Source organism: Roseovarius sp. JB2-10 (assembly GCF_055693585.1).
In genome coordinates this window covers 1,423,035-1,437,416 of the sequence record NZ_CM146337.1, presented here as the reverse complement: position 1 = coordinate 1,437,416, position 14,382 = coordinate 1,423,035, and the positions used below count along the sequence as shown (strand labels likewise).

The following is a 14,382-nucleotide window of genomic DNA, read 5'->3' as shown; positions in this document are numbered from 1 at the left end:
CACAGAATGGCAACGTGCGCCGCTATGTTATTCCGCTGCGGCGGCCAATGGTTGGCTGTAGTCGCCTTTTACGCGCGCCTTGGTCGGGTCGAAATGCGGGTAGGTAACAACACGCGCCTTGAGGCGTTTTTGCTGTCCATCCAGCTGTCCAATCTCAATCTCCGTACCCGGTTCCGCGTGCGACACCGAAATGCGCGCCAAGGCGATGTTCTTGCCCAGGATCGGGGATTTCACCGCACTGGTGACTTCGCCAACCTGCGCTTTACCAATACGCAAACAGTCACCGGGCGACGCGACGATACCGCCCTCGACCTCAAGCCCAACGAGTTTACGATGTGGATGTGCCTTGCGCTCTTCGAGGGCCGCACGACCGATGAAGTCATCATTCTTTGACTTGAGCGGCACCGTGAAACCAATACCTGCTTCCCATGGGTCTGTCTGATCATCGAATTCTGATCCTGCAAAGATCAGCCCCGCCTCGATCCGCACCATATCCAGGGCGGCCAAACCAAAAGGCGTCAACCCCATCGGTTCGCCAACTTTCCAAATTGCGTCGAACACCTCGACCGCATCCTTGGGGTGACAGAAAACCTCATAGCCCAGTTCACCGGAATATCCCGCGCGCCCCAACACAACGGGTGTTCCGCTGACATCGCCCAACCGGGCCACACAAAACCGGAACATGCCCAGCTCTTCAACCGTGGGGTTGGTCGGCGCGGTCCACAGCACTTCCTTCAGGATATCGCGGCTGAGCGGGCCTTGAATGGCCACGTTGTGCAGTTGATCCGTCGAATTGCGGACCCACACGTTCAGGCCTGATTTCTGCGCCTGCTCCTGCAACCAAAGCCCTGAGGTATCATTGCCGCCGATCCAGCGGAAATTGGTGTCGGTCAATCGGAACAACGTACCGTCATCAATCATGCCGCCATGTTCGTAGCACATGGCCGTATAGACCAGTTGCCCCACGGCTAGTTTCTTGACGTTACGCGTCAGGCAACTTTGCAGCAGTTCTTCTGCATCGGGTCCTGTGACCTCATATTTCCGCAGCGGCGACAAATCCATGATCGCTGCCTTTTCGCGGCACGCCCAGTACTCCGCAATCGCCCCGTGATTCGACATCTGGTTGGGCAACCAATATCCTGCGTACTCCACGAAGTCCCGTGTGTGACGGGCAAAACACTCGTGAAAACCTGTCTGCTTTGTTTCTTCCAAATCCGCCTCCGCCGATTTTCTGTAGCCGACCGAGCGGCTGAAATCCTCTGTTGCACCATAGGTGCGCACCTGAATGTCCGTGGGGTTCCACCCATTTGCCGGATCCACGTCACACGGACACCCGGTCGAGATACAGACCAGATCGGTCAGCGCTTGCAGCAGGACATAGTCCCCCGGGCGTGACCACGGATCGTCCATCCCGATGGCGTTTGTGTCATCCAGCATGGTATTGAAAAAGAAATTGATCGCGGGCCAGCCGCCGCGCGGCCGCACACCGTATTGCGCCAGATCGGCATTCATATTGTCCGAGCAATTCAGGTGGCCCGGATAGCCCAGATCGTCATAGTAGCGCGCCGTGCAGGCCAGACCGAATGTGTCATGCCGCCCGCAAGTGTCCTGAATGATCTCGACAAGCGGTTCTTGATCCGACGACCAGTACTTCGAGAAAATGCCGGGTGCGGGATAAAGATTGCCCATCAACGCCCGGGTTGTCGTCGGGTCGATTTCACGCTCAAGACCCTTGTCGAGCGCCCGGGTCGAAAACGCCTGAAAGTCCGAGCATTCGCGGCCCTGAATATCCAGAATCTGGATGAACTCGCCCTTTTTGACTTCATAACTCTTCGCGTTGCCGGGCTGAATGTTGATGTCAACCAGCGGGTCGGCCAGCGGGTCCGGTACGTCATGCTCTCCCTTGGCCGTGCCGGGATTGGCTCGGCGGATATAGAGGATCAATTCGCTTGGTGCGTTCTGCTCACCCGGATGCATCGGGCCACCGGGTGCGGCCACGATCAGCAACCCGTCACATCCGGCGGCAAAGGTCGCCATGTCGCCCGGATGCGAACCTTCGGCAAAGATCCGGATTGCCTGCCCCTTGGACAGATCAAACCCGGCCGCCTCCAAGGCCTTGGCAACTTTTGCACCGGATCGCGATCCGTTGCTCAGAACCGAGATCACACCGTCTGGCCTGCCCGTCACAGTTGCGCCCAGCATGGCCGCGTCTGAGCGTCCGTCCGGGGTGAAGAAAACCAGTTCTCCGGGCTGCAACCCCTCACGGTCCAGCACCGAAATTTCGTCACCCTTGTAGACCGGGACGGCACGCGACCCACCCCCGGAATGGGGTGTCTTTCTGTACCATGCGGTAATATCGGCAAACCCGGCGTAACCACACCGGCGCGTTCATACGGGGTCTGGAAGACGGGTGTTACATTCATGAGGCATTTTCCAATTCAGCTTTGGAAATGTTGTCGACGCTACCGCGATGCGTCACGATGATTTTGCATCCCGATGGCGAATGGCTTTCATGGGCGGAACCGCCCTGAAGCGATATGAAATCGCCTGCGTGATAGGTGGTCCCGTCACAATCCACCAAATCACCTTCGACCATGTAAAACTCTTCCGGGCCGTTGTGACGGTGCGGGTTGGATTTTGCACCCGGCGCCATGATCATCAGATAGCTGCCGATACCAGTGGACGCATCAAAGGATATGTTGTGCCACCAGCTTCCTTCGAGCGGTTTGCCGTCCAGCATCATCGGCTCGAATACGTCTCTGTTGAACGCGGCGATTGTACGTTGTTCGTCCAGATGTGCCATCATGCTAACCCCAATGCCTCTTTGCGTCTTTGCGCCCAACTCATGATCGTCAGATCAAAAGTCAGCGCCATCAGTGCAACGTTCATCCCCAAGACAAAGTTCTTGCCCAAATCGGTGCCCGCGAGGGTCCGCTGAAGTTCCTGACCCAAGTCCTGCGTGCCGATAAAGGCCGCGATGATGACCATGAAAAACGCGAACATAATCGCCTGATTGAAGCCAACAGCCATCGTCGGCAACGCGAGTGGCAACTGCACGGATGTGAGCTTCTGCCGCTTAGTTGCGCCAGCCATGTCCGCAGCTTCGGTCATTTCCGACGGCACGGTGCGCAAGCCTTCGATTGTATAGCGTGTGAGCGGTACCGTTGTGAAAATCACGATTGAGAGCACAACGGTCACGTCCGAAACGCCAAAGAGCATGATTGCCGGCAAGAGGTAGATGAAGCTCGGGAAGGTCTGGGCCGTATCGCAGAGAAGCAGGATGCGGTTTGACCACTTTTCGCTGCGCGATGCAAAGATACCAAGCGGGATGCCGATGAACATCGACAGAATCACAGCGGAGATCACGGAATAGAGCGTGATTACCGAACGATCCCACCATCCGCTGAACGCCACAATCGAAAAGAAGATCGCCGCAAAAATGGCGGGGCGCTTGCCACCCAGCCAATAGGCAAAGGCAACGACCAACAGGATGAAGGCAGGTGTCGGAATGTATAACAGCGCGTTCCGGAATGGGATCAGCACCCAGACGTTCAGGACATACCGCATTTTGCCCGTGATCCATTGCACGGCATCAATCGCCAGAAATCCCTTGATGATCTGGTCCATTTCCTTGCCCATCGACAGGGATTGACGGCGACCAACTTCATTCAGAATGCCCACAACTTGCGCAATCAGAAGAAAGCCGACAAAGGCGGCGACAGCCGTCACAAGGTATTTGTGGCGTACGAACCAAGATGTGCCGCGCTCATGGTGCTCGGGCAGTTTGACAACCCAGGCTTTGGAAAAGCGATCCAGCATGACAGCAACCAATACGATCGTCACGCCGATTTCGAACGAACGACCCAGTTTGAAGCTGTTCATCATGGCCAGAAGTTTGCCGCCCAGTCCGGGCATGCCGATGAAGGCAGTCAGAACCACCATGGCCAGACAGAGCATGATCACCTGGTTCACCCCCACAAGGATCTCTGTGCGGGCCGAGGGAATGTAGACCTTGGAGAGCATCTGCCAGCGTGTCGAGCCGGACATCTTGCCCGCTTCCACGATCTCAGGGGACACTTTACGCAGGCCGAGGGATGTCATCAGAACCATCGGCGGGATGGCATAGATGGTTGTCGCAATGGCGCCCGCCGTAGGCCCCACCTTGAAGAAAATCACCGCCGGAAGGAGGTAGGTAAAGAACGGGATTGTCTGAAGGATGGCCAGAATCGGCTTGATCGCCTTCTCAAAGGCGTCCCATTTCCACGCGGCGATACCAAGGACCAGACCGATACCAAACGCCATGGGCGCCGCAACAGCCAACACCGAAAGCGTCTGCATGGCAATTTCCCATTGGCCCACCATCGCGGTCCAAACGAACGTTCCGCCGCCTAGCAAAGCAAACTTCCATCCGCCCAGGTAATAGCCGATCACCGCCGCAACCGCCGCCACGCAGGACCACGGCACGGGGCCGATGAAGGGCCAACGGTGCTTGCCTTCCAACAGGTTTGCGGTGAGGCCCAGCATGAAATCAAGCGGCCCTTCCGCAAACCAACGGGTCAGAACGGTCAGTTTGAGATCATCGATCAAAAAGCCGAAAATCGCATCCAGCCAATCCGCAAGCGGCGGTATCCACGCCTCCGGCAGCCGGACAAGGAATTCTGGCAGAACAGGGCGCGCCGCAATCAAAAGCACCGCGACGCCAATCAAAATCTGCAAGATCCTCGTCTTGCTCAATCCGGCGGGTTCATGTTCCAGTTTTGCGGCTAAGTCGACCATGTCACCCTTTCCCCAGGAGAACGTCCAACGCTTCCTGACGGTTCATGATCCCGATCAATTCACCATTTTTGTTGGCGACAGGCAATTCTTCACGCGGGTCGTTCACCAACTGGCGGGCCAGTTGCAAAATCGTATGTCCGGCGCGCACAGGCTCACCTTCTGGTGTCGCCCCATTGACCGGGTTGGCCAGAACGCGGGCATGCACCACGCGTGATTTTTCGATCTCTTCGGTGAATTTCTTGACGTAGGGTGTTTGCGGGTTCAACACGATCTGGTCGGGTGTGTCGCATTGCTCAACCGCGCCATCCTTCATGATGGCAATCCGATCCGCAAGGCGCAGGGCTTCGTCGAAATCGTGCGTGATGAAGACAATCGTTTTGCCGAGCATTTCTTGAAGACGCAGAAATTCATCCTGCATTTCGCGGCGAATGAGCGGATCAAGTGCCGAAAACGGCTCGTCGAGGAACCAGATATCCGGCTCAATCGCGAGGCTGCGGGCAATACCCACGCGCTGTTGCTGACCGCCGCTGAGCTCACGCGGGAAGTATTCTTCGCGGCCCTCAAGGCCCACGAGTTTGATGACCTCTAGTGCGCGCTCGCGCCGGTCATGCTTGTCCTGTCCGCGCATTTCCAGCGGAAAGGCCACGTTGTCGAGAACGGTTCGGTGCGGCAGCAGACCAAAAGACTGGAACACCATACCCATCTTGCTGCGGCGCATCTCGATCAAAGCGTTTTCATCCATGTCCATGATGTTTTCGCCATCAACTTCGATGGTGCCGCCCGTAATGTCGTGCAGCCTCGAAAAGCATCGTACAAGTGTGGATTTGCCTGAGCCTGATAGGCCCATGATCACCAGCATTTCACCACGCCCGACATCAACCGAAACATCTTTTACACCGGCAATATAGCCATCCTCGCGAATCTCATCGAAGCTGCGTCCGGGCGTCATCTTTGCCAAGTATTCTTGGGGATTAGCGCCGAAAAGCTTCCAGACATTCTTGCAGGAAATTACTGGTGCGGAGTCGGTCATTACGAGGTGTCCTTGCTGTAATTTTGTTGCTCGGGAAAAATCGCCACGAGGTAAAAAAATCCCGCCCGCTCAAAAGGGTCGGACGGGCTCTTGTGACTTAGGTAGCAAACCTGCCCACCAGTCGTTGTTGGTGGGCAGATCTCTATCTCTGCCTGACAGACTTAGCTGCCCGAGCTCAGCCAGCCCTTCCAGACGTCTGGGTTTTCTTCCAGCCAGACTTCTGCAGCTTCTTCTGGCTCCAGTTCATCAATGTCGACCTTTTTGGCCATTTCCGCGATTTGCGGGTTGGTGAACGAGATTTTTTCCAGAATGCCATACGCACTTGGCCATTTGGCTTCCATACCATCCCAGGCTGCCTTCTTCAGGTAGCCCGTAGCAGGGTTGCCGCAGTCATAAAGCGCGTCAGGGTTTGGACCAACGGCTGGGTCTTTGTCACATCCGTCTTCCCATGCTGGGAATTCCACAAACTCACCGGGCCATACGGCTTCGGCGAAGTTAGGTGTCCAGTTGAACACAACAACCGGCTTCTTGTCGGCTTCAGCCGCACCGATTTCAGCCCACAGTGCCGCAGCCGAACCCGCGTTGATCACAACGAAGTCCATGCCCAGCGCTTCAACACGCTCCTTACCATGCTTCAGCCAGTCAACCGGACCGTCCAGGTAACGACCTTTGCCGCCTGTTTCAGCTGTAGCGAAAAGCTCGGCACAATCGTTCAGTGCTTTCCAGTCTGGCAGACCAGGGCATGCGTCCTTGGTCCACATAGGGTACCACCAGTCTTCGCGTGTGACGGCGTCATGGTCACCCACGTCAACAATACCGCCTTTTTCCAGAGCGGCACGGAAGGACGCACCAAAGGCACCTTCCCAAACTTCAAGCTCCAAGGTCACGTCGCCCAAGCGGATCGACTCGTAAACCGCTTGGCTGTCTGTTGTCACGAATTCAACATTGTTGCCGTTGGCTTCAAGAATTTGACCAACAACATTGCTCATCACAATTTGGCTGGACCAGTTGTGAATAGGAATAACAATCGGGTCCGAACTGTCCGCAGCGTAGGATGCGGTTGCTGTGGCCAGCGCCAGTGCAGATGCCGTCATAAGGATTTTGGTTTTCATACTAACTCCCCATTAGCGTTCTATGTGGCGTCCATTCCGTGCGAACGCCTGGTTTTAGAATTTTCAGTATGGCCCAGTTTTTTTGAATGTGTGAATCTAAAAAGGTTTTGCTTTGCCCAACAAAAAGTTTGGCAAACAATACGAACCGCACTAATGTTGGTCAGCCAAAGTCAGTGCCTGTAACGACGGGGCCATCGCCAATGTTGCAAAATCGCGCCGCACTGCCGCGGCTGGATTACCTCGTGACCTTTCAGATCGCCGCAGAACTTGAAAGTTTTGCGGCCACGGCAAAGGAATTGAACGTCAGCGAAACCGCCATCAGCCGCAAGATGAAACTTCTGGAGGAGCATTTCGATTGTGCACTTTTTGTGCGCGGGCATCGATCTGTGCGATTGACGGAACCGGGGCGAAAATTGTTGAACGGGATCACGCCCGCATTGAATTCGATCGCGCGGACATCTCAGGAAATGATGACAGACCAGGCCCCGACCACGGTGCGTATGTCCGCAACGAATTCGGTATCTTCGTTGTGGTTGATGCCGCGGTTACACAAGTTCCGAAAAGCCAATCGCAGCATTACAATTTCGCTGATGTCCAGTGATCTTGATTCCGAATGTCTGACCAAAGACTTTGATCTGTCCATTCTGCGCGGCGATGGCAACTGGCCCGGCTTTGATGCGCGGTTGCTTTTTGGCGAAACGGTGTTTCCTGTCTGCGCCCCAAGCTATCTGGAAAACCACGTCAACATCCCCAACACGTCAGACTTGCTGGATCACGCGCTGATCGAGATCAACAATAACCATACTGAGTGGCTGAATTGGAAAACCTGGCTGGCGCAAAAGGGGCTTGATCCGGACAAGGTACGCCATTCGACCTTTGTGAACACCTACCCCTTGGCCATTCAGGCCGCTGTCGACGGTCTTGGTGTTGCGTTGGGCTGGGGCCATCTGGTGGACCACCACCTGCAAAAGGGCAATCTGATCCGGCCGATGGGGTCAGACTACGTGCGAACGAATTCGGGCTACTACCTTTTGACGCGTCACGGCGCAAAACAACCTGCTGCCAGCGAGGTCGTGTCAAACTGGCTGCTGCAGGAGAGTGCGTCGCGCAAACGTTTCGCCGCTGAATGAGCCGTCACGTGAGTTTTTTGCTTCCCCGCCGGATCAATGTGTCCACGTGGGCGGCGACACTGGATGCCAACGCATCAAGATCGTAACCACCTTCCAGGCTGGTCACGCATCTGCCGTCGCAATGCGTATCGGCCAGATCACAGATTTGATCCGTCACCCAAACGTAGTCTTCGTCCGTCAGGCGCATTCCCGCAAGCGGATCAGCGGCATGTGCGTCAAAACCGGCTGACACCAAAATCAGGTTCGGTTTGAAGGCATCAACGGCGGGCACAACCACATTCTCCATCACCTCGCGAAACTTCGCGCTGCCGGTGCCATCGGGCAATGGTACGTTCAGGACATTGTTGTCCACGCCGGTTTCATGGGCGTGCCCTGTGCCCGGGAAGAGCGGCGACTGATGCGTTGAACAGAAGAGAATGCGTGCATCACTTTCGACCAGATCTTGCGTACCGTTGCCGTGGTGCACATCGAAATCGATGATCGCCACCCGATCCAGCCCGTGATGTGAAAGCGCATGTTTTGCAGCAATGGCGACATTGCCAAAAAAGCAAAATCCCATGGCCGTTGATGTTTCTGCGTGGTGTCCTGGCGGCCTGCACGCCACAAACGCGTTGCTGACATCCCCCGCCATGACCAGATCAACCGCCCGCACCGCACCGCCCGCAGCCCGGTGCGCCGCCTCAAGCGAACCCGGCGACATGAATGTATCGCCGTCCAATTGCACCCAGCCCGTGGATGGGGAGGCATCGCGCACCATTTCCACATACTCGCGCGGATGCACCAAAAGCAGATCGTCCTCGGCGACAAGCGGCGCTTTAATCTTTTCAAGCGTTTTGCCCTCCAAAGCCTGCAAGATACGCTCCAGACGCGCCACCTGTTCGGGGTGGCCCGGCGGGTTTTCATGCTCCAAACAACTCGGGTGTGTGACCAGTGCCGTTGCCATGCGAGATCCTCCCTTTTCCGGTGCCAAGAAACGTCAGCGCGTGGCAAGTGTCCAGGCGGGCTTGTTGCGCCCGCTGGCCCGTGCCAATGTGACCGCATGGAACAAGAACCGGTCGAGATCGCACAGGAAGCGCAAGCATTTCTAGAAGTTATGCTGAGCTACGGGCATAGTTTCCTCGATGGGTTAATGCGCCCCTGGAACGCCTATCAGATCGGCATCGCGGTTGGCACTTATTTTCTGGCCTATTGTCTGGCCAAAATCTGTGCCCCGCGCATCCGTGAATGGCTGAGGTCGCGTGAGGGTTGGCCGAAATGGCGCATGCGGATGGCCGTGGTTCTGCAAAGGCGCCTCGAGCTAATTGCGTTTGTCATCCTGATCTGGCCGGTCGTTTGGGCTATGCGCGAATTTACGTGGCCGAGCCGGTCTTACATCCTTGGAGTCGTGGCCAGTCTGGCCACCGCATGGCTGCTGATTGCCCTGCTTACGCGGTTGATCTCGAATGGGTTGATGCGTGCCGTTATCCGCTATGGCGGGTGGATCTGGGCCACCCTGATCATTTTGGGTTTAACGTCCGAGGCTCAGGGCCTTCTAGACAGTGCCGCGGTTACCGTCGGCGAAACACGGTTCTCGCTCTGGCTTGTTTTGCAGGCGCTGGTGGTCATCACCTCGCTCTTTATTCTGGCGCGTTTTCTGTCGCGAACGACAACCGCACAGATCAAATCGAACAAGGACATATCACCGTCCATGCAGGTCCTTGCGGTCAAGTTCCTGCAGGTCTTGCTCTATGGTGCGGCGTTTTTCATTGGGCTTCGCGCGGTTGGCGTAGACCTGACCGGTCTTGCTGTTCTGTCTGGTGCCATCGGTGTGGGTCTTGGTTTTGGCCTGCAAAAAGTCGTGTCCAACCTGGTGTCCGGTGTCATCATCCTGATGGACAAGTCGATCAAGCCCGGAGACGTGATTTCACTTGGGGAAACTTTTGGCTGGATCAATTCTCTGGGCGCGCGATACGTGTCCGTTGTCACACGGGACGGGCGCGAATACCTGATCCCCAACGAAGACCTGATCACGGGTCAGGTGGTCAACTGGTCTCATTCCAATGACTTTGTGCGCCTCGATATCTATTTTGGGACGGCATATGGCTGCGATCCGCATCTCGTGCGCAAACTGGCGATCCAGGCCTCGCAGGACGTGGAACGGGTGCTGAGTTTCAAAGCGCCGGTCTGTCACATCGTCGGATTTGGCGACAGCAGCGTGGATTACATCCTGCGGTTCTGGATTTCCGATCCGACCGGTGGCCTGACAAATATCCGCGGCAACGTGTATCTTGCGCTTTGGGACGCGTTTCAGGAGCACGATATCTCAATTCCGTTCCCGCAGCGCGAAGTGCGCCTTTTGGAAGATGAGGAGACATCTGAGCCGAAATCAGAGCCGGATGCACAAACCTCTTGATCTGACGCGCCTTTCGAGCTTTGTGCCCGGGACCCAAAACATTCAAATCGTCACGAAATATTGCAACTTGGTGGTATTCGAGCACAATTGTGACGACTGATGGCACCGCGCGCACCGTTTCATTGAAACTTCGTAAAACGATTGCTACTTTAAACGTACGCCCGGCATCGGGGTTTTGACGATGCGCCAGAGAGGAGGACAATGTCCTGTCTTTTACTGCCGACGCGGTATCAACCGCTGATAAAGGGGCGCCTGTAGTGGCCTCCAAAATGCCCGCAACCAGCGAAACGCAGCTTGCGCGTATCCTTTCCTCAGTCACCGAAGACAAGGCCGAAGAAATTGTGCAGATCGATCTGCGCGGCAAATCGGCTATTGGCGATTTTATGGTCATCTGTTCGGGACGTTCGACCCGTCAGGTTGCCGCAATCGCTGCCAAACTTGTTGACCGGCTCAAACACGACCTCGGCGTTGCTGCCAAGGTCGAAGGCAAAGATGCAGGTGATTGGGTTCTGATCGACACGGGCGATGTAATCGTTCATGTCTTCCGCCCGGAAGTGCGCGAATTCTATCAGCTTGAGAAAATGTGGCTGCCCGCCGGGCATGCTGCGGCCACCCAAGCCTAAATGCGCCTTCATATCTGCGCTGTGGGCCGGCTCCGCGCCGGGCCCGAGCGCGATCTGATTGATGACTATCTGACCCGAACTGATCGAACGGGCCGAGCGCTTGGCCTCGGCCCTGTGACGGTTCATGAGGTCGACGATCGCAAGGGCGGCGGCATGTCATCCGAAGCGCTGCTGTTGGAGCGCGTATTGCCCAACGGCGCCATCACGGTAGCGCTTGATGAGCGCGGTAGCCTCCTTACCTCACCAAAATTCGCCGAAAAGCTGGCTGGCTGGCGCGATGACGGCCGGGGCGATGTGGCTTTTCTGATCGGTGGTGCAGACGGCATCGCGCCGGAACTGCGCGCTCGCGCTGACTTCAAATTGTCTTTCGGTCAGATGGTGTGGCCCCACATGCTGGCGCGAGTGATGCTGGCAGAACAGCTCTATCGCGCCACCACGATTTTATCGGGCGGGCCATATCACCGCAGCTAACCGGCCAATGTGTCGAACTTGCGCGCCAGTTTCACATCCAATGTACTCAACCCATCGACATCATGGGTGGTCAATGTCACCCGAACGCGGCTGTAGACGTTAAACCATTCCGGATGGTGGTTCCATTTCTCGGCCCAGATCGCCGCGCGCGTCATGAAACCCATGGCATCCGCAAAGTCGCTGAACTTGTATTCTTTTTCGATCGCATCACGATCCGCAACCATGCTCCACCCGTTTTCCAACAGCGGCTCCAAGGTGGTCTTGCGTGCCGTATCGCTCAGACGTTCGGTCATTCGTGATCCTCCATCGTGACTTTTTTGAACGGGCCGTACTCTGTCAGAACTTCGATATCTTGTTCAACAGCCTGACGTTCAGCCTGCAGATACTGCTGAATTGCGTCGGAAAATCCCGCATCTCGCACCCAATGCAGCGAATGTGTCGGAACAGGCAAATATCCACGCGCCAATTTGTGTTCGCCCTGCGCACCAGCTTCAACCCGCTGTAGCCCATTGCGTATGGCGTAATCTATTGCCCGATAATAGCACAGCTCAAAATGCAGGCACGGGTGATCCTCGACACAGCCCCAATAGCGGCCATATAGCGCCGACGCACCGATCATATTCATCGCCCCTGCGACCGGGTATCCATCACGGCAGGCCAAAACCAGCAAAATATCATCGCGCAAAGTGTCATGAGCGATCTCGAAAAAGCGCCGAGTCAAATAGGGCGTGCCCCATTTGCGCGCGCCCGTGTCCTGATAAAACGCCCAGATCGCATCCCAGTATTCTGGAGCGATCTGATCACCGGTGAGTTCCAAAATCTCGCCACCAAATGCATTCGCTTGCTTCCGTTCCTTGCGGATGTTTTTGCGCTTGCGTGAACTCAACCCAGCCAGAAACGTATCAAAATCGTCGTATTCCGCGTTCATCCAGTGAAATTGCTGGCTGGTGCGCGACATCAGTCCCATTTGCTCGCCAGCATCGCATTCTTGCGCCGTACAGAAGGTGACATGGAGCGATGACACGTCATTCTGGCTGGCGATTTTGACAGCCCCCTGGATCAGTGCGGACTGGCCAATCTCCTCAAAATCGGGGCGCACCAGAAAGCGCCGCCCCGTTGCCGGTGTAAACGGCACAGCCATCTGTAGTTTTGGGTAATAACGCCCGCCTGCGCGCTCGTACGCATGGGCCCAGTTGTGATCGAAAATATATTCGCCCTGACTGTGAGATTTGGAATAAAGCGGCGCACAGGCGATCACCTGTCCATCCAGCTCGGCGGTCAGATAGTGCGGCTGCCATCCGGATCCGACGCCGATGGATTTGCTATCCTCCAGCGCTTTCATGAACCGGTAGGTGGTGAAAGGATCCTCCGGGCGGGCGCCATCCTGAGCCTCAGGGCAAGCGCACGCATCCCAGTCGTGCGGGTCAATCGCCGCCAACGTGTCATGCAGATTAATGGTGATTTGTGCGTCACTCATGACCGGTTCCCTGTCTCGTTCCAATCTGTGCCGTGTGGAGCGCAGGTCAAGACGTGTGGGCGGCCAAATACTTCTCGAAGGTGATGTTATCCGCGAACTTGCGCGCCTCGGCCTCTTGTTCTTCTGATCGGACGGTCCAACAGATGACCGTTGCGCCTTTCTTCTTGAGGTCCACGACGCGTGGATTGGCCAGATCATCCCAGGCGTGGCTGACAAAACAGGCACCCGCACGATCATAATCCGGGATGTGGCGTAGGCGCGCGCGGACTTCGGGTTTCAAAAGCAACCAATCCTTGGCCGAGAACTTCTCAGTCACCAATCCGCGCGGGACATTGGGCAATAGCGTAGAGAGTTCGACCATTGAATTCGGATTGAACGACATCAACCCGATTGCGCCTTCATAGCCGCTGACCTCCTGGGCCACGGCACGTTCCAGCCGTCCGTCAGTAGACCCCATTTGCCCATGTTGGTCTTTCAATTCGACCAGCACAGGCACCTGGCCTGCGATCAAATCCAACGCCTCCGCGAGCGTCGGAATACCTTCATCCGAGCCATTCAGACGAAGCTCCGCGACCTCGGGCATGTTCAATTGCTGGATTGCGCCCGGTTGCCCGGTGAGCCGCGCCAGATCGTAGTCATGGAACACCAACGCATTGCCATCGTTGCTGAGCTGAAGATCAATCTCGATCCCATAGCCACCCGCAACAGCCGCGCGGATGGACGACAGGGAATTCTCGGGTCGTCCATCAAACATGTCATGAAGGCCACGATGGGCCAACGGGACCTGTTTGAAATGGGCGTGCAGCCTACTCATTTAACTTGGAACACGCCTTCGATTTCCACCGCCACACCAAAGGGGAGTGAAGGCGAAGAAACGGCGGCGCGGGCGTGCTTGCCCGTATCTCCCAAAGCTTCGCCGATGAAATCCGATGCGCCGTTGATGACCTGAGGCTGTTCGACAAAATCAGCAGTGGAGTTAACAAATCCGCCCAGCTTGATCACGCGCACCAACCGGTCCAAATCGCCGCCACAGGCCGCCTTGACCTGAGCCAGCAGGTTGATGGCACAAACCTTTGCGGCGGCGGCACCGGCGGCGGTGTCCATGTCGTCACCAAGCTTGCCGGTAATCAATCCGCTTTCGTCTTTTGAAATCTGACCTGAGACATAGACGATGTCGCCCACCTGCACATAGGGCACATAGTTGGCCGCTGGCGCGGGCGCGTCTGGCAATTCTACACCCATTTCTGCCAGTTTACGTTCGAATTGTCCCATGTATCGCTTCTCCACGCGTGATTTATATGGCTGTGACGCTAACGATTTGGCGCAGTGAAGCAAATCCCCAATTTGTGCGAGTGCACGCCGAATTGGACG

General features: G+C 56.3%; 13 protein-coding genes and 1 pseudogene. 4 read left to right on the top strand and 10 right to left on the bottom strand.

The window, feature by feature from the left end; genetic code table 11:
• Positions 1-27: 27 nt before the first annotated feature.
• From ACZ1HJ_RS07145 to ACZ1HJ_RS07125, 5 genes and pseudogenes are all read right to left on the bottom strand, one after another.
• A pseudogene (locus ACZ1HJ_RS07145) lies at positions 28-2,423 on the bottom strand (DUF1989 domain-containing protein).
• Positions 2,420-2,806: a cupin domain-containing protein gene (locus ACZ1HJ_RS07140; protein ID WP_472721619.1), complete on the bottom strand. Its 387-nt coding sequence runs from the start codon at positions 2,804-2,806 to the stop codon at positions 2,420-2,422. The pseudogene ACZ1HJ_RS07145 and the gene ACZ1HJ_RS07140 overlap by 4 nt, the downstream one beginning before the upstream one ends.
• Complete coding sequence (locus ACZ1HJ_RS07135) at positions 2,803-4,776, bottom strand: ABC transporter permease (RefSeq protein WP_472721618.1); 1,974 nt, start codon at positions 4,774-4,776, stop codon at positions 2,803-2,805. The genes ACZ1HJ_RS07140 and ACZ1HJ_RS07135 overlap by 4 nt, the downstream gene beginning before the upstream one ends.
• A gap of 1 nt (position 4,777) precedes the next feature.
• Positions 4,778-5,806 carry a quaternary amine ABC transporter ATP-binding protein gene (locus tag ACZ1HJ_RS07130; RefSeq protein WP_472721617.1) on the bottom strand — a complete coding sequence of 343 codons (1,029 nt, stop codon included), beginning with the start codon at positions 5,804-5,806 and terminating at the stop codon, positions 4,778-4,780.
• 161 nt (positions 5,807-5,967) lie between these two features.
• A complete protein-coding gene (locus ACZ1HJ_RS07125) occupies positions 5,968-6,900 on the bottom strand; it encodes an ABC transporter substrate-binding protein (protein ID WP_472722173.1) in 933 nt (310 codons plus the stop codon).
• A gap of 218 nt (positions 6,901-7,118) precedes the next feature.
• Between ACZ1HJ_RS07125 and ACZ1HJ_RS07120 the strand changes: the two genes are divergently transcribed.
• Positions 7,119-8,048, top strand: coding sequence for a LysR substrate-binding domain-containing protein (locus ACZ1HJ_RS07120; protein WP_472721616.1), 930 nt, complete (start codon positions 7,119-7,121; stop codon positions 8,046-8,048).
• Between the two features lie 4 nt (positions 8,049-8,052).
• Here ACZ1HJ_RS07120 and ACZ1HJ_RS07115 read toward each other — a convergent pair whose 3' ends face one another.
• On the bottom strand, positions 8,053-8,991 hold the full coding sequence (locus ACZ1HJ_RS07115; RefSeq protein ID WP_472721615.1) for a histone deacetylase family protein: 939 nt from the start codon (positions 8,989-8,991) through the stop codon (positions 8,053-8,055).
• A 96-nt stretch (positions 8,992-9,087) separates the two neighbouring features.
• Here ACZ1HJ_RS07115 and ACZ1HJ_RS07110 point away from each other — a divergent pair, with 96 nt between their 5' ends.
• The 3 genes from ACZ1HJ_RS07110 (at position 9,088) to rlmH (ending at position 11,534) form a co-directional block, all read left to right on the top strand.
• On the top strand, positions 9,088-10,440 hold the full coding sequence (locus tag ACZ1HJ_RS07110) for a mechanosensitive ion channel family protein (RefSeq protein WP_472721614.1): 1,353 nt from the start codon (positions 9,088-9,090) through the stop codon (positions 10,438-10,440).
• 269 nt (positions 10,441-10,709) lie between these two features.
• On the top strand, positions 10,710-11,063 hold the full coding sequence (rsfS, locus tag ACZ1HJ_RS07105; RefSeq protein WP_472721613.1) for a ribosome silencing factor: 354 nt from the start codon (positions 10,710-10,712) through the stop codon (positions 11,061-11,063).
• A complete protein-coding gene (gene rlmH / locus ACZ1HJ_RS07100) occupies positions 11,064-11,534 on the top strand; it encodes a 23S rRNA (pseudouridine(1915)-N(3))-methyltransferase RlmH (protein WP_472721612.1) in 471 nt (156 codons plus the stop codon).
• On the opposite strand, the gene ACZ1HJ_RS07095 is transcribed toward rlmH, so the two are convergent.
• From ACZ1HJ_RS07095 to ACZ1HJ_RS07080, 4 genes are read right to left on the bottom strand one after another with little or no spacing between them, the layout of a single operon-like run.
• Complete coding sequence (locus ACZ1HJ_RS07095) at positions 11,531-11,827, bottom strand: 4a-hydroxytetrahydrobiopterin dehydratase (RefSeq protein ID WP_472721611.1); 297 nt, start codon at positions 11,825-11,827, stop codon at positions 11,531-11,533. The genes rlmH and ACZ1HJ_RS07095 overlap by 4 nt on opposite strands.
• A complete protein-coding gene (locus ACZ1HJ_RS07090) occupies positions 11,824-13,011 on the bottom strand; it encodes a GNAT family N-acetyltransferase (RefSeq protein ID WP_472721610.1) in 1,188 nt (395 codons plus the stop codon). Before ACZ1HJ_RS07090 ends, ACZ1HJ_RS07095 begins: the two co-directional genes overlap by 4 nt.
• A gap of 46 nt (positions 13,012-13,057) precedes the next feature.
• On the bottom strand, positions 13,058-13,825 hold the full coding sequence (locus ACZ1HJ_RS07085) for a glycerophosphodiester phosphodiesterase family protein (RefSeq protein WP_472721609.1): 768 nt from the start codon (positions 13,823-13,825) through the stop codon (positions 13,058-13,060).
• On the bottom strand, positions 13,822-14,283 hold the full coding sequence (locus tag ACZ1HJ_RS07080; protein WP_472721608.1) for a RidA family protein: 462 nt from the start codon (positions 14,281-14,283) through the stop codon (positions 13,822-13,824). The genes ACZ1HJ_RS07085 and ACZ1HJ_RS07080 overlap by 4 nt, the downstream gene beginning before the upstream one ends.
• Between the last annotated feature and the right edge of the window lie 99 nt (positions 14,284-14,382).